Source organism: Alcaligenes sp. 13f (assembly GCF_020496585.1).
In the GTDB taxonomy this organism is placed as follows: Bacteria; Pseudomonadota; Gammaproteobacteria; order Burkholderiales; family Burkholderiaceae_B; genus Alcaligenes; species Alcaligenes phenolicus.
In genome coordinates this window covers 1-26,265 of record NZ_JAHKKC010000017.1, presented here as the reverse complement: position 1 = coordinate 26,265, position 26,265 = coordinate 1, and the positions used below count along the sequence as shown (strand labels likewise).

Sequence of the window (26,265 nt, the reverse complement as noted above, 5' to 3'; positions counted from 1 at the left end):
GGGGGCTGTGATCTGGGGGCTTTGTGCCGGCCTGGCGAGCCCGCTGTCCAGCATAACGAATTTTCAGTGGATCGGGCACAGCACCGATAAAAAACGCCGCGGCGTTAACAACCGCCACGGCGTCGGAACCACTTGGTCGATGCAGGAATTATCGTTGGTAAACGATGTCTGCGCGACGGTTTTCAGCGTAATCAGCTTCGGTGTTACCCAATGCTTTTGGACGCTCTTTACCAAAGCTCACAGCTTCGATCTGGCTGTTGCTCACGCCCAGCAGACCCAGCATGCGTGCCACGGCGTCGGAACGACGCTGACCCAGAGCCAAGTTGTACTCGGCACCACCGCGCTCGTCGGTATTACCTTCGATGCGTACGGTTTGCTGAGGATGGCTGCTCAGGTACGAAGCGTGCATTTCTACCAGGCCACGGTACTGGTCGTTAACCACGTAGCTGTCGTAGTCAAAGAACACCGAGCGTTGTTGTGCCAGTGGGCTTTGAGGGTTGAAGGGGTCCATGATCTGGCCTGCGCTGGCAGAGTCCGATCCTGTACCGCCGGTTGAACCGGAGCCAGATTGATCCAGAGGAACCGAGCTGCAAGCAGCAAGGGCGGCAGCCATAACGGCGAGGGTAAGACTTTTAAGAATGCGCGAGCTCATTTGAATTCCTTTTGAAAAAGAGTCACACAGGATGTCAGTTGGTAAATGGTCCCCAGGTGGGTTCGCGTACTTTGCCATTCAAAGACGAGAGGGTCTGACGAACGCGACCGTCCACGGATGTCACAGCTAGGACACTGCGGCCCCCCTGAACAGAACTATATAAGATCTGCATCCCATTAGGGGCGAAACTCGGAGACTGATCGTCGGGACCTGTCGTCAGCAGTTGCTCAGCTCCTGATGCCATATCTTGAGTGGCAATTCGGAAAGCACCGTTTCTGCGTGTGACGTATACAAGCCTAGTACCGTCTGCAGAGACCTCCGGTGAAATATTGTAACTCCCGTTGAAGGTAATGCGCTGTGCATCGTCACCACCCAGGCTTACTTTGTAAATATTGGGAGCGCCACCACGATCGCTCACAAATACAAGGGAGTTGCCATCGGGCATAAAACTCGGTTCAGTATCGATCAAGGGAGAACGCATCACGCGGCGCAATCCGGAGCCGTCCGTATTTAGCGTGTAAATCTGCGAAATACCGTCTCTGGAGAGCACAACAGCGACCTGATTGCCGTTGGGAGCCCATGCGGGACTACTGTTATTACCCTTGAAATTAGCTAACGGTTCGCGGTGACCGGTGGCCAAAGTTTGCACATATACAACAGGTTTGTCGTTTTCGAAGCTCACATAAGCCAGCTTTTTACCGTCAGGAGACCAGGCTGGGGAGATGATTGAGTGTCGAGAACGCAACATTACTTGCGGATTTTGCCCGTCCGCGTCAGCAATTTGTAACTCGTAGTTGTTGCCTGTTTGCAACACGTAGGCCAGTCGAGTCGAAAAAACACCGCGCACGCCGGTAATTTTTTCATAAATTCGGTCTGCAATCTGGTGGGAAATACGGCGCAGTTCTTTTTCACTGCCCGCAAAAGCCACCCCATCCAGTTGTGTTTGACGGACCGAATCCACCAGGCGATAGCTGATGGAATATTGGCCGCCGGTCTGGGCAACCGAACCATAGGCCAGGTAATCGGCACCGCGATTGCGCCATTCGTCGTAGGCAATCGTGCTTTCTGCATTCAGACCAGCACCAGTGGCATTGATCAATTGGAATTGACCCGAACGGGTCAGGTCGGCACGGATAACTTCAGCTAGCGATTGGCTGGCTGGGTTGTCAGCAAAATCGGCGATCGCGATGGGGTACTGGGTAGCACCCACACCCGATATATCGACCCGCAGTTGGGCCTGGGCCGGTTGGCTGGCGAACATGCCAGCGGCCAGGGCAAACGCTCCAGTGGCCGTGGCGCGCCAATGACGACCTAAGGTCGCCAGGGCTGGGGTAGCGGCGGTCATTATGCAATCTCCTGATTAATCGAACATGCGGTATTCGCCATCAATATACGATGGATACTGCCCGCTAGGCGGTTTGGGGAAAGGGCTGCAACGGGCAAGACCCTTGGATACGGCATCATCGAACTGCGCGATGCCGGACGATCGTTTGATTTGAACGCGGTTAGGCGTGCCATCGGCATTCAGGTCCACGCGGTACTGCAGTGCAGGGTTGCCACGTACTTCAGAGCGGGCAGGGGTGCTGTAGACCACGCCAGGCTGCACGCAAGCGCGCACCTTGGCGGCGTAGCCACCGTCACCACCGCCGCCTCCGGCCTGGTTGCGGTCTGCTGTACCACCGGCACGTCCGGGGGCACCTTCACGCATGGCACGGCGGAATGCTTCTTCCTTGGCCTTGCGCTCGGCATCGGCACGGGCTTTGGCGGCGGCCTCGGCACGGGCTTTACGTTCCGCGTCTGCTTTGGCTTTAGCTTCGGCATCCGCCTTGGCTTTGGCTTCTGCATCGGCTTTGGCCTTGCGTTCGGCATCGGCCTTGGCTTTCGCGTCGGCTTCTGCTTTAGCCTTGCGCTCTGCGTCTGCCTTGGCTTTGGCTTCAGCTTCAGCTTTTTCCTTGCGTTCCTGTTCCTGCTTTTCCTTTTGTTCGCGTTCGCGACGTTCAGCAGCTAGCTTGTCCTGACGCTGTTTCTCCTGACGCTCCTGTTCCAGCTTTTCTTCACGCTCTTTTTTCTCGCGTTCCTTGCGAGCCTGCTCCAGGGCGATTTCGGGATCAACCTCAGGTTCAGCAGGAGGGGTGACCTTTTCAGGCTCTGGAGGCGGCTTGGGAGCCGGAGCCGGTTCAGGTTTGGGCTCGGGCTTGGGTTCTGGCTCTGGAGCCGGTTCAGGCTCAGGCTGCGGCTCGGGTTCGGCCTCGGGGGCTTCGGGATCAGCATTGACGGCCGCATCGGGTGCGACACCGTCCATCCACAATTCGACCTGCACCGCATTGGGGGTCTTGGGCGCAGAAAAAAGGGCTCCCGCCAAAATGGCGAGCAGCAACAGCCCGTGCAGACCCAGGGCGATGAGCAAGCCGCGCCGATCTTCCTTTTGCTCAGGCGAGCGCAGCGCCTGATTGCGGGTATTGCGTGTTCTGTGCTTCATTCAGTTCAGGTTTTTCGCGCCGGACGGCGAGCACGCTATCCGGCCAGAGGTTATTTGCGAGCGTCAGGATCGCTGTTGCGATCGACGATCAGACCCAGGCGGTTAATGCCATTGGAGCGCAGTTCATCCATCAAGCCCATGACGGTCTCGTAGGGAACCTTGCCGTCGGCGGCAATGACAACCGGGCTGTCGGCCTCCATACGCGAGCGCACTTCATTGAGCAGTGTGGACTTTTCGATGTTCATGAACTCGGAGCCCGCATCGCGCAAGCGAATGGCCAGTTTGCCGTCCTTATCAACCTGGATTTCCACCGGCTTGGCAGGCACTTCGGAGGCTTGGCCTACCGAAGGCAATTCCACCAGACCGGGGGTAATCATGGGAGCGGTGACCATGAAGATCACCAGCAGCACCAGCATCACGTCGATATAAGGGACGACGTTGATTTCATTTTTCATGCGCCGGCCGTGACGGCCGGTGCTTCCACGCATCGATGGCATCAGTTCACCTGCCGCTGCAAGATGTTCAGGAATTCGTCGATAAAGCTGTCAAAGCGGATCGAGATACGATCGAGCTCGTTGGTAAAGCGGTTGTAGGCAACCACGGCAGGGATAGCGGCAAACAGACCGATAGCTGTGGCGATCAGGGCTTCGGCGATACCGGGAGCCACCGAGGCCAGGGTGGCCTGCTGCATGCCGGACAAACCGATAAAGGCGTGCATGATCCCCCAGACGGTACCCAGCAGCCCGATGTATGGGCTGACCGAACCGGCAGAGGCCAGGAAGTTCAGGTGTGTTTCCAGTGTGTCCATTTCGCGCTGGTAGCTGGCGCGCATGGCACGGCGTGGACCGTCCAGCAGGGCTGGGCCCGAGCTTTGGCTGCGACGGGCCTTGATGAATTCGGTCATGCCGGCTTCAAAAATACGGGCCAGTGCACCGTGTTCGGCGCGACGCGAGGAAATGGATTGCTGAAGCACGGCCAGATCGCCACCTGCCCAGAAGTCGTCCTCAAAGCGGCGGGTCTGTTCCAGCGTGCGTTTAAGTGCAGCCCGTTTACTGAAGATATAGGCCCACGAGAGAATCGAGATTCCCAACAGAATCAGCATGACAAGCTGAACGGGAATACTGGCATCGAGAAGTAGCGAAATCAGCGACAGGTCGCTAGTAGCTTGCATGGTCAGTCCTGAACCTTTTCCAAGAGGGTACGTAAATCAGAGTCCAGCTTGCTTGGACGAAGCGTGTTGGCGTCAACGCAAACAATTTGGATGGTGCTTTGGCATAACAGTTCCTCACCTCGCAGGGCACCTTGTTCGAAATGGATGGTAGCCGAACCCAGCTGGGTAATACGGCTGCGCACCGAGATCAAATCATCGAGCCGGGCAGGTTTGAGATATTGTATTTCAACCTTCTTGACTACGAACAGGCGTTGATTCTGCTCGGCCACATCGGATTGGTTTACGCCCAGGTTCCTGAGCCATTCTGTGCGCGCACGCTCAAAGAATTTCAGGTAGTTGGCGTAATATACGATCCCCCCAGCGTCGGTGTCTTCGTAATATACGCGAATATCAAGCCGAGCCTGGGTGTCCCACTTGTCATTAAGCATGTCGTTCGTAAAAGAGTTTATGTTGACGGGCAGGGCATGGCGCACGGCCAGCCCTGCTTGGAGTCCTTACAGCGTGGCCAAACGCTCCAGGCTGACCTGGGCAATCTGGTCCACCGGCACGTTGGTGCTGCTGGCGTCACGGCGTGCCTGCATTTCAACCATGCCTTCTTTCAGGCCGCGCTCGCCAATGGTAATGCGCAGTGGCACACCAATCAGCTCCCAGTCGGCAAACATGATGCCGGGGCGGGCGTCGCGGTCGTCCAGAATGACATCCACACCTTGCTCTTTGAGCTGGGTGTACAGATCAGTAGCAGTCTGACGCACAGCATCGCTTTTGGTAAAGCCGATCGGGCAGATCACCACTTCGAAAGGAGCCAGGGCACGAGGCCAGATCATGCCGCGTTCGTCGTGGTTTTGTTCAATGGCAGCAGCGGCAATACGGCTGACGCCAATGCCATAACAACCCATTTGCATGACAGCCGGTTTACCATCAGTTTCCAAAAAGGTGGCGTTCAGCTTCTTGGAGTAGACATCGCCCAGGAAGAAAACGTGACCCACTTCAATGCCGCGCTGGATGGCCAGCTTGCCGCCTTCGGGGGCTGGGTCGCCGTGAACCACGTTGCGCAGGTCTGCCTTGATGGGCTCGGGCAGGTCACGGCCCCAGTTCACGCCCGTGTAGTGGAAGCCTTCTTCGTTGGCACCGCACACAAAGTCGCTCATGTTGGCTACGGTCAGGTCGGCAATCACTTGCACAGGCTGACGGGTGCCGATTGGGCCGAGGTAACCGGGCTTGCAGCCAAAGGTGGCCACAATTTCCTCTTCCGTGGCCAGACGGTGGCCTTTTTCAAAGCCGGCCAGCTTGGAAACCTTGATGTCGTTGACTTCATGGTCGCCACGAACCAGCAGCAGGTGGACGGTGCTCTTGGTCTTGCCGTCTTCTTCGACGTCCGTTGCCAGCACAACCGACTTGACGGTTTGGCTCAGGTCACAGCCCAGGAATTGGGCCACCAGTTCACACTTGGGAGCATCAGGCGTGGCGGTCTTGACCAGGGCTTGGCCAGGAGCGGCACGCTCGGCCAGCAGGCAAGGGGCGGGAGCCAGCTCGATATTGGCAGCGTAGTCGGTGTCAGGGTTGTAAACCAGCAAGTCTTCGCCGGTATCGGCAATCACCTGGAATTCATGGCTGCGCGAACCGCCAATGGAGCCGGTATCAGCGGCCACGGCACGGAAGTTCAAGCCCAGGCGCCCAAAGATGCGCATGTAGGCGTCGTACATATTGTCGTAGCTGGCTTGGGCGTCTTCGGCATTGCGGTCGAAGGAGTAAGCATCCTTCATGGTGAATTCGCGGCCACGCATCAAGCCAAAGCGGGGACGGCGCTCGTCACGGAATTTGGTTTGAATGTGGTAGAAGTTGATGGGCAACTGGCGCCAGCTGTGGATTTCGTTGCGGGCAATGTCCGTGATCACTTCTTCGGAGGTAGGCTGCAGCACGAAGTCGCGCTGGTGGCGATCCTTGATTCGCAGCAGTTCGTCACCATATTTTTCCCAACGGCCCGACTCTACCCAGAGTTCGGCAGGCTGGACGACTGGCATCAGCAGCTCAATGGCGCCGGAGCGGTCCATTTCCTGACGGATGATGTTTTCAATCTTGCGCAGCACGCGCAGGCCCAACGGCATATAGGTATAGATACCGCCGGCGGCTTTACGGATCATGCCGGCGCGCGTCATGAGCTGGTGGCTGGCAACTTCGGCCTCGGTAGGCGCTTCTTTCAGGGTATTAATGTGATACTGGCTAGCATGCATGGTAGGGAACTCGTCAGGTACGTATAATCAGATCTAATTGTATTGAATTCGTTAGAGGTGGCCTATGTTAGATCGTGAAGGCTACCGTCCTAATGTCGGAATTATCCTCGTTAATCGCAAGAACGAGGTTTTTTGGGGCAAGCGTATTCGGGAACATGCCTGGCAGTTCCCGCAAGGCGGTATTAAATACGGTGAAACACCCGTACAAGCGATGTACCGCGAACTGCATGAAGAAGTGGGCTTGCTGCCTGAGCATATCCGTATATTAGGCCGGACGCGAGATTGGCTTCGCTACAACGTGCCCAATCATTTTGTACGTCGGGAGGCGCGTGGCCATTACAAGGGCCAGAAACAAATCTGGTTCCTGTTGCGGCTGGTAGGGCGAGACAGTGATGTCTGCCTGCGTTCCTCGTCGACGCCGGAGTTTGATGCATGGCGCTGGAGTCAATATTGGGTGCCACTTGATTCAGTGATTGAGTTCAAGCGGGAAGTCTATCAGCAAGCGCTGAACGAGCTGTCGGATATTTTGTTCCGACGACGGCAGGAAAATCGTTATTTACGTCAGCGCCTGCAAAGCGCAGTTGATGCCGATACCTTAGATAGCAGGGATCATGCGCATATTATTGGTTGAAGATGAGCGGGAAATGGCCGCATGGCTGGAGCGGGCCTTGGCGCAAAGTGGTTTTTTGCCCGATCCCGCTCATGACGCCCGCTCGGCAGAAGTGTTGTTGGCGGCCCATGAGTATGATGCGGTCGTGATGGATTTGCGCCTGCCCGACAAACACGGGCTGGTGCTTTTGCGCGAGATGCGCGAACGCGGCGATCACACTCCTGTGCTGATTCTGACCGCTCAAGGTGCCTTGCAGGATCGCGTTCGTGGTCTGAATCTGGGTGCCGATGATTTCCTGACCAAACCCTTTGCCCTGGAAGAGCTGGAAGCTCGCCTGGCGGCACTGGTACGGCGTAGCCGTGGTCGTGTGGCTCCAGTGGTCAGCTGTGGCTCTTTGGAATACAACCCTGAGAGCCGAGCATTCCTGCTGGACAATGCCATTGTGCATTTGACGCCGCGTGAACATGCGGCCTTGCTGGTTCTGATCAGCCGCTCTGGCATGCCTGTAGAAAAGTCTCAGCTATTTGCCCGAGTATTCGAGCACGATAGCGATGCCAGCCCTGATGCTATCGAGGTTGTCCTGCATCGCTTGCGCAAGAAACTGGCCAATAGCGATGTGCACATCGTGACGGTGCGTGGTCTGGGCTACATGCTGGAAGTGCTTGAGGCGGAATCCGGCGTTTCATGACGGCCCCTTCTCCACCCCCCGCCAATGCCTGGCAAGGCAGTTTGCGCTTTTGGCTGCTGGTACTGCTGATACCGGGGGTGGTGGCTTTACTGCTTTACGACAGCTGGGAAGACTACCTGGCCATGAACGCGGTCACGGAAAATGTCTACGACAGCGCCTTGCTGGAACCGGCCAAAGTGCTGGAGACCAGCGTGGAGTTCAATACTGACGGCAGTTTGCGTATTGATCCGCCTTTTTATGCGCAGGTCATGCTGGAATCCCGACCGGGTAATCGCAAGTATTTCCGCGTCGAAGAAATCACCCCTTTGGTGCGTAACCTGGGCGGTGTTGATGCCAATCAGTTAAAAGGGCGCACCTTGCTGGGGATGGAAGGGCTGCCGCGTCCTTCCAATCTGGCCGACCATGAAGGCGTGCCGGTTTTCTACGATTCTTATTTCCGCAATGACACCGTGCGCATGGTGGCCTTGTGGCGCGATCTGCACTACAAAGGCCAGCACAGGCAGGTTCTGGTCATGGTGGGCGAAAGCCTGGATTTGCGTTTGCGCACCCAGCAAGAAGCCTGGCGCGAAGGCATTTTCCGCAATTTGCGTATGTTGCTGCTGGCTGTGGCGTTGGTGTGGTTTGCCGTAGCGTGGGCCTTGCGCCCCCTGCAGGCCTTGCGACAGGAAGTGCGTAACCGTAGCGTGGACGACTTGCAGCCTTTGGACGAGCGTGATGTTCCTCGTGAAGTAGTGCCTTTGGTGCGTTCGGTCAATCACCATATTGAGTTGTATCGTTCTGTGCTGGATCGGCAGGCCCAGTTTCTGGCCGACGCCTCGCATCAATTACGCACCCCTTTGGCGATTATTCATACCCAGGCCCAATACGCTCGCCGTGAACCGGATATCGAGCGCGTCCGCGAATCCCTGGGGGCGATCATCAAGCAATTGGGGCAGGCCACTCGCCTGACCGAGCAGTTGCTGGCTTTGGCTCATGCCAGCCATACCACCACCATGAGCCAGGGGCAGGTTGACCTGGCCAGTCTGGGGCGCGAGGTGGTGCTGCAATATCTGCCTTTGGCCCGTGAGCATCGTCAGGATCTGGGCTGGATCGGGCCAGGAGAAGAGGGCGAGCAGGCACCTTTGTGGGTGTATGCCAGCGATGCCGAGATTCATGAGTCCGTTTCCAACCTGATTCACAACGCCATCAATCACGCTGGTAGTGGCAGTGCAATTACGGTTTCTGCCGGACATGACGACAAGCTGGCCTGGATCAGCGTTACCGACAACGGCATGGGCTTGGCCGCCAGTTTGCGTGAAAGCGTATTTGTACGTTTTGACCGGGGCGGCCCGGCACGCAAGGGTGGACGGGGGTCTGGCTCCGGGCTGGGTCTGGCCATTGCGCTGGCTTACGCCGAGCGCAATGGCGGCACGATTGTGCTGACCGATGGAGAGCCCAACGATATGGGCGGCTACGGTTTGAAGGCGACGCTACGCTTGCCCTTGCTGCAGCCCGAAGCGCCTAAACCAGAAAACACGTGAATTAAGCCGCGTCGTTTGGACGGGCCAGCAGATTGAACAGGGTAGAAATATCCCAATCGCGATGGCCCTGCTGGGCAATCTTCGCAAACTGTTCCTGAATCAAGCGGGTTGCAGGAAGCTGGGCCCCATTACGCTGTGCCTCCCGCTGCACCAAATCCAGGTCCTTCAACATCCAGTTCACGGTAAAGCCGGGCTGAAAGTCTCTGGCCAGCATTGTGGGGCCTTTAGTTTCCATTTGCCAGCTGCGCGCCGCACCCTTGGTCAATACAGACAGGGCCTGCTCCATATCCAGTCCGGCCCGTTCACCAAAAGCCATGGCTTCGGCCAGACCTTGCATGAGTCCGACAACGGCAATCTGGTTCACCATCTTGCATAGCTGCCCGGACCCCAAGGGCCCCATCAGGGTGCAGGCTTGGGCGTAGCTCATCATCAGCGGGCGGGCGCGCTCCATATCCTCAGCTTGCCCACCACACATAATGCTGAGCATGCCTTTCTGGGCACCCGCCTGTCCGCCAGAAATGGGGGCGTCGATAAATGCAACTTCTTGCTTGGCCGCCTGTGCTCCCAGTTCCTGGGCCACTTCGGCGGAGGCAGTGGTGTGGTCGATAAACAGGCTCCCTGCCCTCATGCCTGCCAGCACACCGTCCGGCCCCTGAAAAATCGAGCGCAAGTCATCGTCATTGCCCACACAGGCCATGACAATGTCTGCTTGGGCAGCGGCCAGGGCTGGTGTAGCGGCCCTGGCCTGTTTGAACTCCTCACTCCATTGTTCCGCCTTGGCCGGATTGCGGTTGTACACCGTGACTTGATGCCCTGCCTGGGCCAGATGTCCTGCCATGGGATAGCCCATCACCCCCAGACCAATGAACGCCACTTTTTGCGGGCTGGCGGGTTCATAGTGTTTAGGCTGAATGGATGGGGTCATGGCGCGGGCCTCCTTGAAAATAATCTGTTCGATCGTACAGCTTAGCGCAGCTTTATCGGCTTGATCTTTGCCTGCCCGAATAAGCGGCAAAACGTTTTAGGCTTGACGGCGTCAGGCCCCTCATGTTCTAAACCAAACATAGATCTGTAATAAATGGAATTTGCCTGTCTGGATTATGATGGGCGCACATAATTTCCTGGCTAATTAACTGGAACTTGAATCCTATGACCACTTTTGATCGTCGTCGTTTCTTGAAGCTGGCAGGTGCCACCGGACTGGCGTCTATGAGTACCTCTTTGCCATGGGCGGCGTGGGCGGCAGACGCAGCCGTACTGGAAAAAGCAAAGGCTCAAGGCCAGGCTGTTTTCTACGCCAACATCACGGCGGTAGAGCCCATCATGAAGGCCTTGCAACAAGCGCAAGGCATTGAAGGCAAATACACCCGTATTTCCAGCTCCAAGTTCATCCCCACCATCCTGACCGAGTTCAACGCCGGCAAGTTGATGGCGGACGTGGTTCAGGCTCCCTTGCCCATGCTGCAACTGCTCAAAGAGCAGGGCGTGCTGATTCCCCATCAGTCCGAAGCCGTGCAGGGCTACCCCGAGTGGGCCATTCAAGACGATTCGATTATTCAATTTGGCATCGAATATGTGTCTTATATCTATAATACGGACCACCTCAAGGCCGAGGATGCGCCACAACGCTACGAAGATCTGGCCGATCCCAAGTGGAAAGACAAGATTGTGATGGCCAACCCTTCCAACCACCCCTCCACCATTGGCTGGCTGATTGGTTTGAAGGAAAAGGTCTTTAGCAGTGAAGAGCAGTGGCTGGACTTCCTGAAAGGCCTGGCTGCCAACAAGCCCATGTTCGTGGCCTCGTTTGGCCCAACTCCGGCTCCTATTGAAAGTGGCGAGAAGTTGATTGCCATTTCCATGCCCAAGTACATCGTGACCAAGTCGCCTGCGCCATTGGCCTGGGGCCCCATGTCGGATCAGCCCTTGCTGGGCTCCCCACGTGCCATCGCCCTGACCAAGAATGCCCCGCATCCTGATGCTGCTCGCGTGTTCCTGGACTACTGGCTGGGTAATGAAGCCATGGGCATTCTGGCCAACAAGGTTGGCGAATACGTCCTGGCTCCAGGGGTACACCCTCCGGTTGCGGGGATCGATAAAGCCAAGGTCGAGCCTATTCGCGACCTGAGCGACGAAGAACTGGTCCGTTGGGGCCGCGAATTCAGCCGTATCTTCGCCGTCCGTTAATCGGGACGACAAGAACGACAGGTTCGTCTAGAACGGGGCGCCTTGGCGCCTCGCCTTATTTTTATTGAAAACATTTACTCATTATGCAAATTGAAATTACCGGCCTAAGCAAGACCTATGTCTCAGAGGGCAAAACCTTCAAGGCTTTGGACAATATCAACCTGACGATTCCCGCTAATGAGTTTTTCACACTGTTAGGGCCCAGCGGCTGCGGCAAAACCACGCTGCTGCGGTGCATTGTTGGTCTGGAAACCCCAGACGAGGGTGAAATCCGCATTGGGGATGAGATCGTCTGGTCCAGCGCCAAGAATATTGCTGTGCCGGTGGAAAAGCGCGGTTTGGGCATGGTGTTTCAGACATACGCCATCTGGCCACACATGACGGTGTTCGACAATATTGCTTACCCCTTGCAAGTGCGCGGCGAGCGCAAAGAGGTGATTCGTGAAAAAGTCGCGAACATCCTGAAGTTTGTGCAGCTGGAAGGGGTGGATCAGCGTTCCGCAACGCGTCTGTCCGGTGGTCAGCAGCAGCGTGTGGCATTGGCCCGAGCCCTGGTGGCCGAGCCTAAAGTCATTTTGTTTGATGAGCCGCTCAGTAACCTGGATGCCAAGCTGCGTGAAGAAACCCGTAAAGAACTGCGCGAATTTCTGAGCCGTCTGGACATTACCGCTGTGTACGTGACGCATGATCGCGTCGAGGCATTGGCCTTGTCCAACTCCATCGCCGTGATGCGTGGTGGCAAGATTCTGGAAATTGGTACGCCAGAAAAAATTTACTTTGATGCCGATCACCGCTTTGTGGCCGACTTTATTGGTCGTGCCAACCAGATCAGCGCCAAAGTGCTGGAGCAGCGTGCAGACTCCACCATTGTGGAATGCGAACTGGGCCAACTGCATTGCAAGAAGCGTGACCTGCCCGTGGGCACCGAAGTTACCTTGTGCATTCGCCCGGAATTTATTCGTGTCAGCAGCCAGGCCAATGAAGTGGGGCAGAACCTGTTCCACGGTCAGGTCCAGGCCCTGGAGTTCGTCGGTGAGTCCTACGAGGCCGAGGTCAAAGTGGGTAAAGAGCAGCTTCTGGTGTGTATTGATCCAGACGTGAAGGTGAAAGAGGGCGATACCGTACGCTTTAACCTGCACCCTGAACACTGCATGCTGTTGTCGGCATAAGGGCGGGGCATCATGAATCACACACGCAGACCACTTAGCTGGTCGCTTATTCTGATCGTCGGCTTTCTGACGCTGTGCCCGGTCCTGATGTTGCTGCTGGGCAGCTTCTCGCAGGGCCTGACGGCTTTTGGTTCCTTTACCACGGCTAAATACGTAGCCGCCTACACCGATCCCTTCTTGCTGGAAGTCACCTTCAATACGGTGGTTTTCGTGCTGGGCTCGTCCCTGTTCTCTACTGCGCTGGCTGTTTTCCTGGCCTACCTGAATACGCGTACGAACATGCCCATGAAAGGGGTGTTCACGGTGCTGTCCATCGTCCCCATGATGATTCCGCACTTGCTGTTCTCGGTTAGCTGGGCCTTGCTGCTGAACCCGTCCAACGGCCTGATCAATATGTTCTTGCAGGATACATTGGGCCTGCAGGAAGCACCGCTGAACATCTATTCCCTGTGGGGCATGATTCTGGTTGAAGGCTTGTTGAACATGCCTGTGGCCTACCTGATCATTGCGCCTGCCATGGCCTCTTTTGACGTTTCCATGGAGGAGTCCTCCCGTGTATTCGGGGGCGGTCTGTGGCGTACCTTGACGCGGGTTACCCTGCCGATTCTGCGTCCAGCCATCATGGCGGCTTTCATTCTGGCGATTGTGCGGGCCTTGGCTTCCTACGCCGTGCCACGTGTTCTGGGTACCCCAGGTCGTGTGGATGTGCTGGCCACTTATCTGTTCGAGATGATCTCTACCGGCTTCGCTCCGGATTACGGAAAAGCGGCGGCGCTGGGCATGAGTGTGCTGTCGGCCTCCATTGCCCTGATCGTTCTGTATCGCTACATGACGAAAGAAAGCAGCAAGTATGTGACGATCTCCAGCCGTGGTTTCAAACCCACTCAGCTGGAATTGCGTCGCGCGAAAATCCCCTTGTTCATCATTGTGGGCATTATCAGTTTGCTGATGGTGGTGCTGCCTGTGGCCGTGCTGCTGTATACCTCCATGATTCCGTATTCCATGGTGCCTAGTGCTCGCGCCTTCTCCCTGATGAGCTGGGCGAACTGGATTGATGTCATTCAAGATCCGATCTCCAAAGTGGCCATGAAGAACAGTTTGTTCCTGGCTGTGGTCGGAGCCAGTCTGGGTGTATTGCTATCGCTGTTTGTGGCCTATGTGGTGGTCAAGTTACGAACGCGGGCGGCGGCGCTGCTGGATACCTTGAGCTTCCTGTCCTTTTCCTTCCCGGGGATTGTGATTGGTATCGGCTTTATGTGGTTCTTTGTGCAAACGCCTTTGTATGCCACGCTGACCGCTTTGCTGCTGGCCTATATCGCCGCTTATCTGCCTTACGGTATCCGACCCTTGTCGGCCGCTTTTGTGCAGGTCCATGCCCACCTGGAGGAGTCCTCGGCCGTTGCCGGGGCCAGTTCCTGGACCACCATGCGCCGCATCATTATTCCTTTGCTGATTCCTGGTGTGGTGTCGGCCTGGATCTTGATGGCAACCATGTTCATTCGTGAGCTGACGGTGTCGGTGGTGCTGTCCCGTCCCGGTACGGAAGTGCTGGCGGTACAGGTGCTGGGTTATGCCGAAGATGGTTTGTGGGGCAAGCTCTCGGCGCTGGGGATCATCATGATTCTGATCTCTACCGTGCTGGTGCTGCTGGCCATGTATATCGGTAACTTTTACAAGCGCCGCCAAGGCACGATGTAAGTTGGACTGATCTCAAGGGCCTGAATTCCGCAAGGGATTCAGGCCCTTGTTGTTTTTGCTGAGAGCAGACCGTATCTTGTTGCCTGGCTGGCTATTCACTTGTTCATGCGCACAAGGGGCTGGCTGTTTTTTGTTTACCCATTAGTAGAAAGCTATGACGCATAAATGCAAAGTGCTGGTCGTCGGTGGTGGTGTGATGGGGGCGTCGGTCGCCTGGCATCTGACTCAAGCGGGTGCCGCAGTCACTTTGATCGATCAGGGTTCGGGTAATGTGCCTAGCGCAACCGCTGCCTCTTTTGGATGGGTACGAGCCAGCGCCAGTACACCTTCTGATGACACTAACGCCTTTGCCTTGCGTCTACACGCTCTGGAAGAGTACACGCGTCTGAAGCAGACCTTGGGGGCATTGCCTGTGACCGTGCGTGGAGCCTTGTCCTGGGGGGAAACGACGGACGAGACAGCCGCCTTGATTGCCGAGCATCTGGCAGCCGGTTCCAGGGTTGAAAGCCTGTCAGCCGCGCAAGTGCGTCAGAAAGAACCGTCGTTGGCAGCTGTACCGGATTTGGCAATGTGGGCGCCCGATGATTTCGCCTTGGAGCCAGTAGATCTGGCACGTTGTTTTATTCAAGCGGCGCAAGCGAATGGCGCCACGGTTTTGTCCGGTACGGTACAGCGTGTGTTGTCGGCAGGAGGGCGAGTGAACGGTATAGAAGTGCAAGGGCAAGTCATCGAGGCCAACAAGGTGGTGCTGGCCAATGCTTATGGTGCCTTGGCTTTGGCAGCCAGTGCAGGGGTAGCGTTGCCTATACAGCAACAGCCCGCCGTGTTACTGCGCCTGGATGCTGATAGAAATCGGGTCCGGCATTTACTCTGTGCTCAGGATCTGGAGTTGCGACCGGGCAAAGAAAGAGGGTTGATGTCGGCGTTGGATTATCCCTTGGAAGGCGAGGCAGGTTTGCAGCGTCTGGCCGAGCAAACCTGTCAGTCCATTGCCCAGTTGCTGCAACTGCCTTCTGTCCCGCGCATCTTGTCTATAGAGGTCGGGCAGCGCCCCATGACTAGTAACAAGCAGCCCTTGTGTGGGCCTATTGGGACTGTAGAGGGTTTGTTCGCCGTCGTGGCCCACCCCGGTGTCATTCTGGCTCCCTTGTTGGGAAGCTTGTGTACGCAGGCAGTTCTGGCTGCCTGAGGCTTGTTTCCTGACGTAGGGCTGTGCGCTCTTTCAAAGATTTGGCTGTCTTGAAAGCAGGCAGCGAAATCAGCTGACAAAGAAAAAGGCCTGATTTCGTGGAGAGACGAAATCAGGCCTTCTTGTTGACTGCGCCGGTTTGAATGCTCCCTTTCAGCGGGAGCGTTCAAACCAGAGAACGGACGGTGTCTTAGTCCTCTTCGACGAAGGTCTCTTCGCGTTTCTTTTTCACCGAAGGCAGGGCCACAACCACAACCAGGAAGGCAGCCAAGACCAGCAGCGACAGGGACAGAGGACGTGTCACAAAGGTGGTGTAATCACCGCGGGACAGTAGCAGGGCACGACGGAAGTTTTCCTCCATCATTGGTCCCAGGACCAGACCCAGCAACAGCGGAGCACCTTCACAACGCAGCTTGGACCAGACGTAGCCCACCAAACCGAAGGCGGCGGTGACCAGAATGTCAAACACGTTGTAGTTCAGCGAGTACACACCCACCGTGCAGAACACCAGAATGGCGGGGAACAGCAGGCGGTAGGGCACTTTAAGCAGTTTCACCCACAGGCCTACCAATGGCAGGTTCAGGATCACCAGCATCAGGTTACCAATCCACATGGAGGCGATCAGACCCCAGAACAGTTCAGGGTGGCTGGTCATCACTTGTGGACCAGGCTGAATGTTGTGGATGGTCATGGCACCAATCATCAGCGCGGTCACAGCGTTACCGGGGATACCCAGGGTCAGCAGCGGGATGAAGGAGGTTTGAGCGGCAGCGTTGTTGGCAGACTCGGGACCGGCCAGACCAGCAGGGTGACCTTTACCAAAGCGTTCCGGGTTTTTGGAGATTTTCTTCTCCAGTGTGTAAGACGCAAAGGAGGACAGCACCGCGCCACCACCGGGCAAGATACCCAGGCAAGAACCCATGGCGGTACCACGCACGACAGCAGGCCAGGACTCCTTGAACTCTTGCTTGTTGGGGTACAGCGAGCCGACCTTGCCAGTGATCTCCACGCGTTGATCGCCCAGCTCCAGGTTGTTCATGATTTCGGAGAAACCAAACACACCCATGGCCACCACGGCGAAGTCGATACCGTCTTGCAGTTCTGGAATACCAAAGTCGTAACGGGCAACACCGGAGTTCACGTCGGTACCGACCATACCCAGCAGCAGACCCAGCAAGATCATGCAGATAGCTTTGGGCAGGGAGCCGGAAGCCAGCACCACAGCACCGACCAGGCCCAAGACCATTAATGAGAAATACTCCGCAGGTCCAAACTTGAAGGCGACTTCAGCCAAGGGCGGTGCAAAAGCGGCCAGCAGCACGGTGGCCACACAACCGGCAAAGAAAGAACCCAGAGCAGCAATCGCCAGGGCAGCACCGGCCCGGCCATTACGGGCCATCTGGTGTCCGTCCAGCACGGTGACTACGGCCGAAGTTTCCCCCGGCAGGGCAACCAGAATGGCGGTTGTAGACCCACCATATTGGGCGCCATAGTAAATACCGGCCAGCATGATCAGACCCGCAACGGGAGGCAGTACATACGTAATAGGCAGCAGCATGGCAATGGTTGGCACAGGGCCAATGCCAGGCAACACGCCAATCAAGGTGCCCAGTATGCAACCGAGCAAAGCGTAGGCCAGGTTCTCGGGCGTGATCGCCACCGAGAAACCCAGCATCAGGTTGTCAAATAATTCCATATTCGTTCACCCCCTAATCAGGCCAGAAAACTTGGCCACAGGGGGAACACCAGCCCCAGGCCCTTGATGAATGCCAACCAGACGAACAGCACCAAAAAGACGGCTGCGCCCAGTGCAACAGGCCAGCTAAATTCATGGCTGGCAAAGCTGCTGATCAGTACAAGCAGGAAAATGGAGATGTAAACACCCAGCGAGTTCAGTGTCAGACCGCAAAGCACGACCGCGCCGATGATAACGAAGAGCACTTTCCAGTTAAACTTCTCTACCTCGGTGCTTTCTGCTTTGGCAGACATCGAGCCCAAAGTGACAACCGCCCCTAACAAGCTCAGGCATACACCAAGCCAGAAGGGGAAGTAGCCGGGCCCCATGCGGGCGGCTGTTCCCATCGAGTAGCTGGTGGCCCCGAGCGCGAAAGCGGCGCCCACGACCACGAACATGACCCCGGACCAGAAGTCCTGTTTATTTTTAATTTGCATAAGGTGGATTCTCCTTGTCTGCCTTGCGCATTGGTTTTCCTTTTTCCTGTGTCAGCTTCTTTATAGTGGAGCGGGCTCCATACTCTGCGTGTGCCGACTGCATTGAACAGAGGTGACGCATGGTAATGGAGCACTTGAAGACTGGAAACCCTGAGATGACCCTAGTTTTTAAGGGTTTTCCCGGTAATTCCGGAAATTTAGGGTTTTTTGGGAGCGTGTTCGTAGGTGGATGGCAGGCTTTGAAAGAAGTTTGAAAGGTAATGGAAAGATGGGTGAAAGGTTATCATTAGTATGAAATTCCTCTACCCAGTAACGCTAGCAATGGTTTACGATAAGGCCCATGTTGCAAGATCTCGACTTTCTCGCTGACCGTATCGGTCAACTGGTAGAGCAATCTCGTCAGCTCAACGCTGAACGCGCTCAATTATTAGCTCGTCTGAAAACTCAGGATGCCGAGCTGGACGCCTTGCGCCAGCAAAATCGTCGTCAACAAGATGAGTTCGAGTCCCTGTCCACCGGTGTTGCTTCGCATCAGCGTCAACTGGATGTGGTGCAGCAACAAGCGCAGGCTGATCAGGCAGAACTGAAAAAGCTGCTTGAACAGGAACAGGCCCAGGTAGTTGCCTTGCGTCGCGAGTTGGACAGCGCACGCGCGGGTATGGGTGTGTTGCGTGATGTAGCAGGACAGGCTCGCGACCAGATTGGTTCGATCCTGATGCGTTTACCCGGTGCCGTACAGGAGTAAGTCATGGAACGAGTCGATATTTCCCTGTTGGGCCGCGATTACTCTCTGGCATGCCCTCCTTCCGAAAAAGCGCGCTTGCTGGAAGCTGTCAAACTGGTAGACCAGCGCATGCAGTCTATCAAGGGTTCGGGCCGTGTCTCTGGCAACGAACGTATCGCCGTCATGGCCGCCATTCAGATCGCCAGCGAGTTTTTATCCGCTAAAGCACCTGATGGTCCTCTGGCTAATGTTGCTTTTGGCGATTTCAAGCGTAAAATTGAAGACATGCACGCAATGATTGACGAGGTCATCGAACCTTCGGGTACCGCGCGCTAAACCAAATTTGAAAGCAGTCCCTTGTTGTCCCTCGCGGGCCGCTTCATCCCAGTAAGTCCCTGCCGTGTTCGTGACACGACCATACATTCCTTGAACCAATGCTTTTGGCATACAGGTTGTTGGATTAGCCAGTAGGAGCGATCGTCCTCGTCGACGAACCCGAAGCTGGCTTGATGACAGCCGATCTTGGACCCTCGGTTCCAGGATGCCGGTCTTGACGGCAATGGTGGGGCACCTACAAAAAAAGCCCGTCCAGATCTGGACGGGCTTTTTTCTTTTCTGCTGTTTTGTTTATTTCTGACTGCCAGGCGCAACGTCTCGTTTGCTGGCATACGCAAACAGAGCCAGGCCAGCGACAATCATGGGCAAGGACAACCACTGCCCCATCGACAAGCCTGCGCTGAGCAGACCCAGGTAGCCGTCGGGCTCGCGGGTGTATTCCACCATGAAGCGGAAGAAACCGTAGCCGATCAGGAACAGGGCACTGGTCTGACCGACGGCGCGTGGACGACGCGTGAACCACCACAGCAAGATAAACAGGGCAATGCCCTCCAGGGCCATCTCATACAACTGCGAAGGATGGCGGGGGGTTGCATCCACTTGCGGAAATACCATGGCCCAGGGCACATCACTGGGGCGACCCCATAGTTCGCCGTTAATGAAATTACCCAGGCGGCCCACGGCCAGCCCCAGGGGAATCAGGGGAGCCAGAAAATCGCTGACTTCCAGAAAACGCCGTTGACGGTTTCGAGCAAACAGCGCAATTGTCACCAGCACACCGATCAGACCACCATGAAAGGACATGCCACCTTGCCAGACATACAGAATCTCCAGCGGGTGCGACAAGTAGTAAGAGGGTTGGTAGAACAGGGTGTAGCCCAGACGCCCACCTGCCACCACGCCCAGGACGCAGTAAAAGATCAGGTCTTCCAGGTCCTTGCGGGTCAGCAAGTCATAGCCCGCACGGATACGCGCTGTGCCAGCCAGCCAAACCAGGCCAAAGCCCACTAAATACATCAAGCCATACCAATGAATGGCAAGGGGTCCAAGTTGTATGGCGACGGGATCAAACTGCGGGTGAATTAACATGCGTGCCCATTACAGAGATGAATATCAGATAATAGCGTGACTGCGAGCCCAGACCAGGGCTGGGTAAATTGTAAGGGAAGGATCATGCTGCATTCAGTCTCTTGGGCCAGACGTTTACCATTAGTAGTTTTTTGTGGATTGATGATCTTTAATCCGGTGGCAAAGGCTGATACGGTAGCGCTGATGGATATCGTGCAGGCGCAGTGCTTGTCCTGTCATCAAATTGATCGTAAACGGGTCGGGCCCCCTTTTCGGGAGATCGCCCAACGCTACGCGTCAGGTCCGGCGCAGGAAACTCAGGCGTATTTGCAGCGACAAATTCAACAGGGTAGTCGGGGGAACTGGGGAGCTATTCCCATGCCCGCTCAAAACCGGATCAGCGCCGAGCAAGCACAAGCTATTGCAGCCTGGTTGCTGAGTCTAGCCAATTCGTCAACAAAGGAGAATTCATGAAGGAAACAGCCATATTAGGTGGCGGATGTTTTTGGTGCACTGAAGGGATTTTCAAAGCCTTGCAAGGTGTGCAGTCTGTGGTGCCCGGATATTGTGGCGGCCATGTAGAGCATCCCACCTATGAGCAGGTTTGCGGAAAGCAGACCGGCCATATTGAAGTGGTCAAAGTGGAATTCGACCCTTCCGTCATTTCCTATCGGGATTTGCTGGAGGTATTTTTCCTGACCCATGACCCTACCACGCCGGATCGTCAGGGCGCTGACCAGGGACCACAGTATGCGTCGGCAATTTTTTGTCAAAATGAAGAACAGCGCCGCCAGGCCTTTGAAGTCATCGAAGAAATCAAATCGCAGTTTGATGCACCGATCGTGACCCATGTGCTCGACAGTTCCACTTTCTGGGAGGCCGAGGATTATCACCACGATTATTTTGCATTGCACCCCGAGCAAGCCTATTGCCAGATGGTCATTGCGCCCAAGCTCAAGAAGTTCTACCAGCGTTTTCAGGATCTGCTGGTCAAAAGCTAAGCATCCTGAGGGTGCGAGGCAGAAGCAAGGTAGCGTCTGTACAGGGCGCTACCTGGTAATGTCAGACGGGCCATCAGGCCAATAATCAACAAGGTCAGAACAAGTCGGCCGACCAGGGCCACCCAGATGTTGGCACCCAGAGCCAGAATAAGAATGGTGTCTTCAATCAGGGAGTGGCTCAATGACAGCCAGGACAAGGCCAGCAAGCGTGTTCTGGGACTGTAGTTCTGCTGGCGGGACTCATCAATAATCAAGGCACCGCCGTAGCTCAAGCCCAGCAATACGCCAATCGTGGTGGTGGGGGCGACTCGTTCTTCCAAGCCTGAAAAGCGGAGCAAGGGAAGCAGGAGTCGAGTCAGCAATCGGGTGAAGCCGATTTTCTCCAGGACTGACAGGATCAGGAGCAGGCCAAGAATAATCAGCCAAGTCATGAATAGCGAGCTGGCCGTTCCCCACAACCAGTCTACCCAGCCTTGCCAACCGCCTTGTGTGGCATTGGATTGCCCATAAAGCCAGGCAAGGGACACGGGTTCCTGTAACAGCCCGGCGCTATTCAAACCCCAGGCCAGCAGGCCACCGTAAAGCAGGGCGCAGACAATCCGCAGCGTGGCGGTAAACCAGAAGCTGGCTCCGGCCCGACGCACAATTGCCTGTTCCATAGGCATATTGTGTGCAAACAGCATCATGGTGCCCAAGACGCTGATTTGAGCCACGTTGAAACTCAAGCTGTCGCCCAAGGCCGCCATTGATCCTATGCCAGCGTAAATACCGGCCAGAGCAGTGGTTGCCCAGACAATACCGGCTTCGGCTGGCAGGCCAACCAGTGCCATGATCGGGCCTATCAGTTTACCGACTTGCTCGATCAGACCCAACTGCGCGGCAATACGCACCGCAATCATGATGGGGAGCATGATGCGCGCAACGGTATAAAACATGCGCAGGCTGCGGCTAAAGGTGGTGCGAAGGAAGGTCAGCATGACAACAGAGGGTTGGGAAATCTGATTGATGCTAGCACGGCTCTGTGCTTGCTTTGTCGTGCTCTGGCGCTTGTGTGGGGGCGGGCAATGCAGGCTGTCGGTTTGTCACTACAAGCGGATGCGCTTTCCTTCACCCAAAAGAAAACCCCTGATGGTGAAACCCGATGCAGCCAAGTAAGGCTGCCTGGTTTTCTCCCATCAGGGGTGTTGCAGGCCGGGTAGGCCCCGGCTTATCGACCCGAGCAGTGGCCGCCGCTAGCGGCTTGTCCACTACCCCAGGCAATGGGGGCGGGCTCGGGGCGGTAGGGATAGTCTTGCAGGCTGTCCATGACAACTAGCAAGACAACGACCAGCCAGAAGGTACTGGTAATAAGGCGGAAAGTAGTTTTGCTCATGCTTGCACGACTCAAGGATTAACGCGGCGACGAATGCGCACGCCTATGATGGACCCGGCAAAGGCCAGTGCAAACCAGACCCAGCCATGGATGCTGGCCGAGGCGATGCCTCCCAGGAATGCGCCCACATTACATCCGAAGGCCATACGGGCGCTGTAGCCCATCACCAGGCCCGCAATTGCGCCTACCCACAAAGTGCGGGCATTGGGGGATTTGAAATTGGCAGGATGGTTCCAGCGTGAGGCTGCCATGGCGCCCAAAATCAAACCAAAGTTGGTGACCGAAGTAACGTCAGCCAGGACGGGTTCAGCCAGACGTTGTGCATGTGGAGCCACGCCCCAGAACGCGTCGCCAACTGGGGACCAACCCAGAGCCGAGAATACTTTTGCGCCCCACAAGCCAATACCATAGACGATGCCCCAGGGTTGGCCTGCGACGATCATGTGAATGGCATACAGCACGGCCAGCAGCAAAGCGCCCATCCACCAGCGCATTTCCCATTTGGCAGGTGGGCTGTTTTGCTCTTTCCGATGGCGACGTGCACCTCGGCCGACGAACCAGGATACGGCGGCGCAGCCTAGTACGGTAATCAACAAGGCAGTGGGCCAGCCCAAGGACACGGTCAGGTCGATAGCGGGTAGGCCGCCCAGGGCAATCCAGCCGGGCTGGTGCGATGCGCCTAGAAAGCTACCAATGGCAAAGGTAGGCAGAACCGCAAAGGAAATCGGTGCGCCTGCGCCTGCTTTATAGAGAGTGCCGGAACCGCAGCCATCGGCCAGTTGCATGGCAGCGCCAAACAGAAAGGCACCCAATACCAGGCTGATGGTCAATGGGGCAATCGCGCCAACCAGCTCACCGCCACTATCGGCGATCAAGGGTAGGGTGAAGGCAGCGGCCAATACCAGCAGGAGCATTTGTGCCCAGATACCTTGAGGGTCACGGCGCTCGATATAGTTACGCCATCCGGTCGTGAAACCGAAACGGGCTCCTTGCAGGACGGCACCAAAGCCAATCCCCAGCAGGGCGAGCAGGCCTTGGCGCAGTCCACCTACCAGAGCGACCCCAACAATCAGGGCCAGGCTGGCCAGGATAAAGCCAAGTCTAGTCAGATAAAGCATGATCGATTTCTTTAGTTAATGGCGCGCTTGGCATCGAGTTTCAGAACTTCGAAACGGGAGGGCTGGTTATCCATAGGCAAGTTGCTGCGGCTCCATTCCACGACGGACTCGGGGTAGAGCTTCACGTTGGGGTTGCCGGCCAGTTCGGACAGGACGAACCAGTTCGTGGCAGCCCAGTGGCCGGTATTGCAGAACGAAACGGTGGGTTTGTCGTCCAGGCCTTGTTCTTTGACGATCTTGACGAGTTCTCCGGTGTCTTTCAGGACAGGTTTGTCGCTACGGAAAAAGCTGTTGAAGTCCAGCTCGCGTGCGCCGGGCAGGGTGCCGTAGCGGGCGGCGGCGTCAACGCGCTTTTCGCCTTTGAAGAATTCGGTTGGGCGAGCGTCCAGCAAGACGGGAGCCTGGCCGTTCTTGATGTAGTCAGCGACTTCTTGTGTGCTGACCACCATGTCTTTGTTGTAGTGGTAGCTGAATTCGGTGGGGGTGACAGTGGGGGTGTCTTTGCTCAGGGCTTTGCCTTCGGCTTCCCAGGCTTGCAGGCCGCCGTCCAGAATGGATAGCTGGGTCAGGCCGCCAGCTTTCAGTGTCCAGTACACGCGTGCTGCTGCGCCGAAGTCTGTGGGGTTCGCGCCCGCGTAGGTGACGACAACGTAGCTGTCCTTGGAAATGCCGGCTTTGCTGAACAGGGCAGACAGCTCGGCTTCGGAGCGCAGAGCACCGGCGTTTTCGGCCGGGCCGCGGTAGGCACCGTATGGGGTGTGAACGGCGCCGGGGACGTGGCCTGCTGCATATTCTTTGTCTGTGCGGATATCCAGAATGCGCAGCTTGTCTTGATCCAGCTTGGTGGCCAGGTCGCCAGCCGAGATCAAGGCGGCTGGTTTGGCTGTTGTGTCGGGCGTGCTTGGCTCCGCGGAGGCAGTCGGTGCCAGGACCGTGCTGAATGCAAATGCCAGGGAGATGAGGATTGGTTTGATCATTATTACTCTCTTGAGTAAGCAGAGGCCTGCTTAGAGGATTAAGTGCATAAGGAATGGTAATGAACGTGGCTACAGAAAATAACAATGAATTGGGGATTAGCTTATTGCTTGGAGGTGTAAGGGGGGCTTTGCTTAAAGCTCGCCTTGGGGGATTGTGTTTATGTGGTTGGGTCTATCTAGCAGGTAAGTGTGTTTTTGTTCCCTCTATATATAGAGGGTCTATAGAGAGAGACAGCTTTATAGGTAAGAGAAGGCTGCGCTGTCTTTACAAGAGAGGGGGGGTGGTGTGTTTGGTGCTCTAACGGATGGAGACTTAGAGACCCAAAGGTTCAGAGGCTCAAAGGTTCGAAAATCCGACGTATCAAAGGCAACGAGGCTGAGACTCGGAGGGATACTGAAGGGCATTGAGGCATTGAGGCATTGAGGCATTGAGGCATTGAGGCATTGAGGCATTGAGGCATTGAGGCATTGAGGGGGCGCGGATTGGTTTACTTCTTGGTGAGGCCGTCTTCTATCTATATATAGAGAGTAGAGTCGCAGTGATGAAAGGCCTGGCTATATAGAGGGTGGCGCTCATTGTTCCAGCCGCTCTACGTAGGGCGCCACTCGAAGCCCCAGGACAGGGTGTTGGGGCGGACGACTTGCCGGCGCAACGCGCCGGTACCCTTGTCGAAGTCACCATCGGGGCGCAGTCTGAACTCGCCCAGTGATTGGTCCCCCGGACCAATCACAAACGTTGGGCTCAAACAGCAGACTGCTTGCATCCCCGATTGTGACTCCGACTGCGGCAAGTACTCTGACTCGCCCCAACACCCGGTCCCGGGGCCCCGAGTGGCTAGCAGCCCTGCATAATGCTCGATCTTGGAGGCCATTCAACTCGTTATCTATATATAGACACTGTTGGTTGAAGGCACAGGGCCGATGCAGTGTTCGTGTGGCCGTTCTTTTGTCCGCCATCCATCCAGCAACCAACCAACCCATCGACTGGCGACTGTTTTTCGGAGGGAGTTTCTCTTCTATCTATATAGAGGAGGATAGAGGGAGGAGTTGTCAGAGAACGGGGGAGATGATTTAACGAATTTCTGTGAGAAAAATAGCTTTCAGTTCGTGTTTTGCTCTGAAGAAGCTTGAAGCCTCCTGCCTGGAGGCAAAAAGTCGAAATAAGCAAAAAATTATTTTTATAGTTATTCTTCATAGTTATCAATCAGCTACATCGTTTTACGGAGTTTTCTCTCCTGAAATACCGAGAAAAACCCCATGAAACGCTTGCAAAGCGGAAAATCCTCATGCTATAGTTCTTTTCTCGCTGCAGCACACACAGGGTTTTCCCTGAAGCGCTACAGAGAGCAGTTAGACAAGTTTCACCGCTTTGGCCAAGAGGCCCGCACCGAAGCTTTGATGACTGAGTCAGGTAACTGACACGGTGTAAAACCCGGAGCTTGACAAAACAGAAAATTCTGTGTTAAAGTTCTAGGTTCTGCTCCAGAGAACGCAACGTTAAGTTTTTAAGCGGTTTCGAAGGTTGAAACGAATTTGAAAATTTACCCTTGTTTGTGAAGTTGGATGGTTAGCCTCACGGTTGATTGTTCAGCAGGTAGGAAAGAACGAAAGTTCTGGTTTAAGCGGGACGAGTTGGACGGTTTTAAAACTTTCTAGCTTCTTCAAAAAAACGCTTGACACACTGCCTGATCTGCTTCATAATCTCGTTTCTCTGCTGCTAACACAGCAAGGCACGAAGCGCTAAACGCGACGAGCCAGCCGGGTTAGTCAGTAGAACGACAGGCAACTGTCACTGCTCTTTAACAATTAACAGCCGATAAGTGTGGGCGCTTGGAATGAGCGAGTCGAACCCTTCGGGGATCGCCACAAGTTTGTATCAAGTGCTCACAAACGAAAGATGAAG

At 55.8% G+C, this 26,265-nt stretch carries 27 protein-coding genes and 1 other RNA gene; 12 read left to right on the top strand and 16 right to left on the bottom strand.

Annotated features, from left to right (window positions below; all coding sequences use genetic code 11):
- Window positions 1-148: 148 nt before the first annotated feature.
- The 7 genes from pal to KOE80_RS14565 all read right to left on the bottom strand — a co-directional run bounded on the left by pal (window position 149) and on the right by KOE80_RS14565 (window position 6,533).
- Window positions 149-652, bottom strand: a complete 504-nt coding sequence (gene pal / locus KOE80_RS14595) for a peptidoglycan-associated lipoprotein Pal (protein WP_009454878.1) — start codon at window positions 650-652, stop codon at window positions 149-151.
- Window positions 653-686: 34 nt separating this feature from the next.
- Window positions 687-1,997 (bottom strand): Tol-Pal system beta propeller repeat protein TolB, encoded by a 1,311-nt coding sequence (gene tolB, locus KOE80_RS14590; RefSeq protein WP_009454880.1) that lies wholly within the window; start codon window positions 1,995-1,997, stop codon window positions 687-689.
- A 15-nt stretch (window positions 1,998-2,012) separates the two neighbouring features.
- On the bottom strand, window positions 2,013-3,131 hold the full coding sequence (gene tolA / locus KOE80_RS14585; protein WP_115634346.1) for a cell envelope integrity protein TolA: 1,119 nt from the start codon (window positions 3,129-3,131) through the stop codon (window positions 2,013-2,015).
- A gap of 50 nt (window positions 3,132-3,181) precedes the next feature.
- Complete coding sequence (tolR, locus tag KOE80_RS14580; RefSeq protein ID WP_035273311.1) at window positions 3,182-3,628, bottom strand: protein TolR; 447 nt, start codon at window positions 3,626-3,628, stop codon at window positions 3,182-3,184.
- Window positions 3,628-4,302 carry a protein TolQ gene (gene tolQ, locus KOE80_RS14575; protein ID WP_009454887.1) on the bottom strand — a complete coding sequence of 225 codons (675 nt, stop codon included), beginning with the start codon at window positions 4,300-4,302 and terminating at the stop codon, window positions 3,628-3,630. The genes tolR and tolQ overlap by 1 nt, the downstream gene beginning before the upstream one ends.
- A gap of 2 nt (window positions 4,303-4,304) precedes the next feature.
- The gene (gene ybgC / locus KOE80_RS14570; RefSeq protein ID WP_035273401.1) at window positions 4,305-4,730 is read right to left on the bottom strand and encodes a tol-pal system-associated acyl-CoA thioesterase; all 426 of its coding nucleotides are present in this window, start codon (window positions 4,728-4,730) and stop codon (window positions 4,305-4,307) included.
- Window positions 4,731-4,796: 66 nt separating this feature from the next.
- On the bottom strand, window positions 4,797-6,533 hold the full coding sequence (locus KOE80_RS14565) for a proline--tRNA ligase (protein ID WP_226349420.1): 1,737 nt from the start codon (window positions 6,531-6,533) through the stop codon (window positions 4,797-4,799).
- Window positions 6,534-6,597: 64 nt separating this feature from the next.
- Between KOE80_RS14565 and KOE80_RS14560 the strand changes: the two genes are divergently transcribed.
- From KOE80_RS14560 to KOE80_RS14550, 3 genes are read left to right on the top strand one after another with little or no spacing between them, the layout of a single operon-like run.
- Complete coding sequence (locus KOE80_RS14560) at window positions 6,598-7,164, top strand: RNA pyrophosphohydrolase (protein WP_009454891.1); 567 nt, start codon at window positions 6,598-6,600, stop codon at window positions 7,162-7,164.
- Window positions 7,145-7,831, top strand: coding sequence for a response regulator (locus tag KOE80_RS14555; protein WP_022983208.1), 687 nt, complete (start codon window positions 7,145-7,147; stop codon window positions 7,829-7,831). The genes KOE80_RS14560 and KOE80_RS14555 overlap by 20 nt, the downstream gene beginning before the upstream one ends.
- Window positions 7,828-9,351, top strand: a complete 1,524-nt coding sequence (locus tag KOE80_RS14550; protein ID WP_009454892.1) for a sensor histidine kinase — start codon at window positions 7,828-7,830, stop codon at window positions 9,349-9,351. The genes KOE80_RS14555 and KOE80_RS14550 overlap by 4 nt, the downstream gene beginning before the upstream one ends.
- 1 nt (window position 9,352) lies before the next feature.
- Here the strand turns inward: KOE80_RS14550 and KOE80_RS14545 are convergent, their stop codons facing one another.
- Complete coding sequence (locus tag KOE80_RS14545) at window positions 9,353-10,276, bottom strand: NAD(P)-dependent oxidoreductase (protein WP_226349419.1); 924 nt, start codon at window positions 10,274-10,276, stop codon at window positions 9,353-9,355.
- Window positions 10,277-10,500: 224 nt separating this feature from the next.
- Here KOE80_RS14545 and KOE80_RS14540 point away from each other — a divergent pair, with 224 nt between their 5' ends.
- From KOE80_RS14540 to KOE80_RS14525, 4 genes are all read left to right on the top strand, one after another.
- A complete protein-coding gene (locus KOE80_RS14540) occupies window positions 10,501-11,538 on the top strand; it encodes an ABC transporter substrate-binding protein (protein WP_009454900.1) in 1,038 nt (345 codons plus the stop codon).
- Window positions 11,539-11,621: 83 nt separating this feature from the next.
- Entirely contained in the window at window positions 11,622-12,707 is a 1,086-nt protein-coding gene (locus tag KOE80_RS14535) for an ABC transporter ATP-binding protein (protein WP_022983206.1), read from the top strand.
- Between the two features lie 12 nt (window positions 12,708-12,719).
- The gene (locus tag KOE80_RS14530) at window positions 12,720-14,405 is read left to right on the top strand and encodes an ABC transporter permease (RefSeq protein WP_022983205.1); all 1,686 of its coding nucleotides are present in this window, start codon (window positions 12,720-12,722) and stop codon (window positions 14,403-14,405) included.
- A gap of 154 nt (window positions 14,406-14,559) precedes the next feature.
- Window positions 14,560-15,594, top strand: coding sequence for an NAD(P)/FAD-dependent oxidoreductase (locus KOE80_RS14525; RefSeq protein ID WP_226349418.1), 1,035 nt, complete (start codon window positions 14,560-14,562; stop codon window positions 15,592-15,594).
- Window positions 15,595-15,784: 190 nt separating this feature from the next.
- Here the strand turns inward: KOE80_RS14525 and KOE80_RS14520 are convergent, their stop codons facing one another.
- Window positions 15,785-17,290 (bottom strand): tripartite tricarboxylate transporter permease, encoded by a 1,506-nt coding sequence (locus KOE80_RS14520; RefSeq protein WP_022983204.1) that lies wholly within the window; start codon window positions 17,288-17,290, stop codon window positions 15,785-15,787.
- Window positions 17,291-17,307: 17 nt separating this feature from the next.
- On the bottom strand, window positions 17,308-17,766 hold the full coding sequence (locus tag KOE80_RS14515; protein ID WP_009454910.1) for a tripartite tricarboxylate transporter TctB family protein: 459 nt from the start codon (window positions 17,764-17,766) through the stop codon (window positions 17,308-17,310).
- 340 nt (window positions 17,767-18,106) lie between these two features.
- Between KOE80_RS14515 and KOE80_RS14510 the strand changes: the two genes are divergently transcribed.
- The 3 genes from KOE80_RS14510 to ssrS all read left to right on the top strand — a co-directional run bounded on the left by KOE80_RS14510 (window position 18,107) and on the right by ssrS (window position 19,063).
- The gene (locus KOE80_RS14510) at window positions 18,107-18,511 is read left to right on the top strand and encodes a hypothetical protein (RefSeq protein WP_035273300.1); all 405 of its coding nucleotides are present in this window, start codon (window positions 18,107-18,109) and stop codon (window positions 18,509-18,511) included.
- A 3-nt stretch (window positions 18,512-18,514) separates the two neighbouring features.
- Window positions 18,515-18,826, top strand: a complete 312-nt coding sequence (locus KOE80_RS14505; RefSeq protein ID WP_009454914.1) for a cell division protein ZapA — start codon at window positions 18,515-18,517, stop codon at window positions 18,824-18,826.
- Between the two features lie 53 nt (window positions 18,827-18,879).
- Window positions 18,880-19,063: non-coding RNA, 6S RNA (gene ssrS / locus KOE80_RS14500), on the top strand.
- Window positions 19,064-19,117: 54 nt separating this feature from the next.
- Here the strand turns inward: ssrS and lgt are convergent.
- Window positions 19,118-19,915 (bottom strand): prolipoprotein diacylglyceryl transferase, encoded by a 798-nt coding sequence (gene lgt, locus KOE80_RS14495; RefSeq protein WP_026485505.1) that lies wholly within the window; start codon window positions 19,913-19,915, stop codon window positions 19,118-19,120.
- A gap of 84 nt (window positions 19,916-19,999) precedes the next feature.
- On the opposite strand from lgt, the gene KOE80_RS14490 reads away from it, so the two are divergent.
- Together KOE80_RS14490 and msrA are read left to right on the top strand one after the other, a co-directional pair.
- Window positions 20,000-20,368, top strand: coding sequence for a c-type cytochrome (locus tag KOE80_RS14490; protein WP_035275678.1), 369 nt, complete (start codon window positions 20,000-20,002; stop codon window positions 20,366-20,368).
- Entirely contained in the window at window positions 20,365-20,895 is a 531-nt protein-coding gene (msrA, locus tag KOE80_RS14485; protein WP_035273291.1) for a peptide-methionine (S)-S-oxide reductase MsrA, read from the top strand. The genes KOE80_RS14490 and msrA overlap by 4 nt, the downstream gene beginning before the upstream one ends.
- Here msrA and KOE80_RS14480 read toward each other — a convergent pair.
- From KOE80_RS14480 to KOE80_RS14460, 5 genes are all read right to left on the bottom strand, one after another.
- Window positions 20,892-21,872, bottom strand: coding sequence for a hypothetical protein (locus KOE80_RS14480; protein WP_009454922.1), 981 nt, complete (start codon window positions 21,870-21,872; stop codon window positions 20,892-20,894). The genes msrA and KOE80_RS14480 overlap by 4 nt on opposite strands.
- A 230-nt stretch (window positions 21,873-22,102) precedes the next feature.
- The gene (locus KOE80_RS14475) at window positions 22,103-22,267 is read right to left on the bottom strand and encodes a hypothetical protein (protein WP_009454924.1); all 165 of its coding nucleotides are present in this window, start codon (window positions 22,265-22,267) and stop codon (window positions 22,103-22,105) included.
- Between the two features lie 11 nt (window positions 22,268-22,278).
- Window positions 22,279-23,385 carry a YeeE/YedE family protein gene (locus KOE80_RS14470; protein ID WP_060186627.1) on the bottom strand — a complete coding sequence of 369 codons (1,107 nt, stop codon included), beginning with the start codon at window positions 23,383-23,385 and terminating at the stop codon, window positions 22,279-22,281.
- An 11-nt stretch (window positions 23,386-23,396) separates the two neighbouring features.
- Entirely contained in the window at window positions 23,397-24,362 is a 966-nt protein-coding gene (locus KOE80_RS14465) for a sulfurtransferase (protein WP_226349417.1), read from the bottom strand.
- A 590-nt stretch (window positions 24,363-24,952) separates the two neighbouring features.
- Window positions 24,953-25,108, bottom strand: coding sequence for a hypothetical protein (locus tag KOE80_RS14460; protein WP_226349416.1), 156 nt, complete (start codon window positions 25,106-25,108; stop codon window positions 24,953-24,955).
- Window positions 25,109-26,265 lie beyond the last annotated feature (1,157 nt).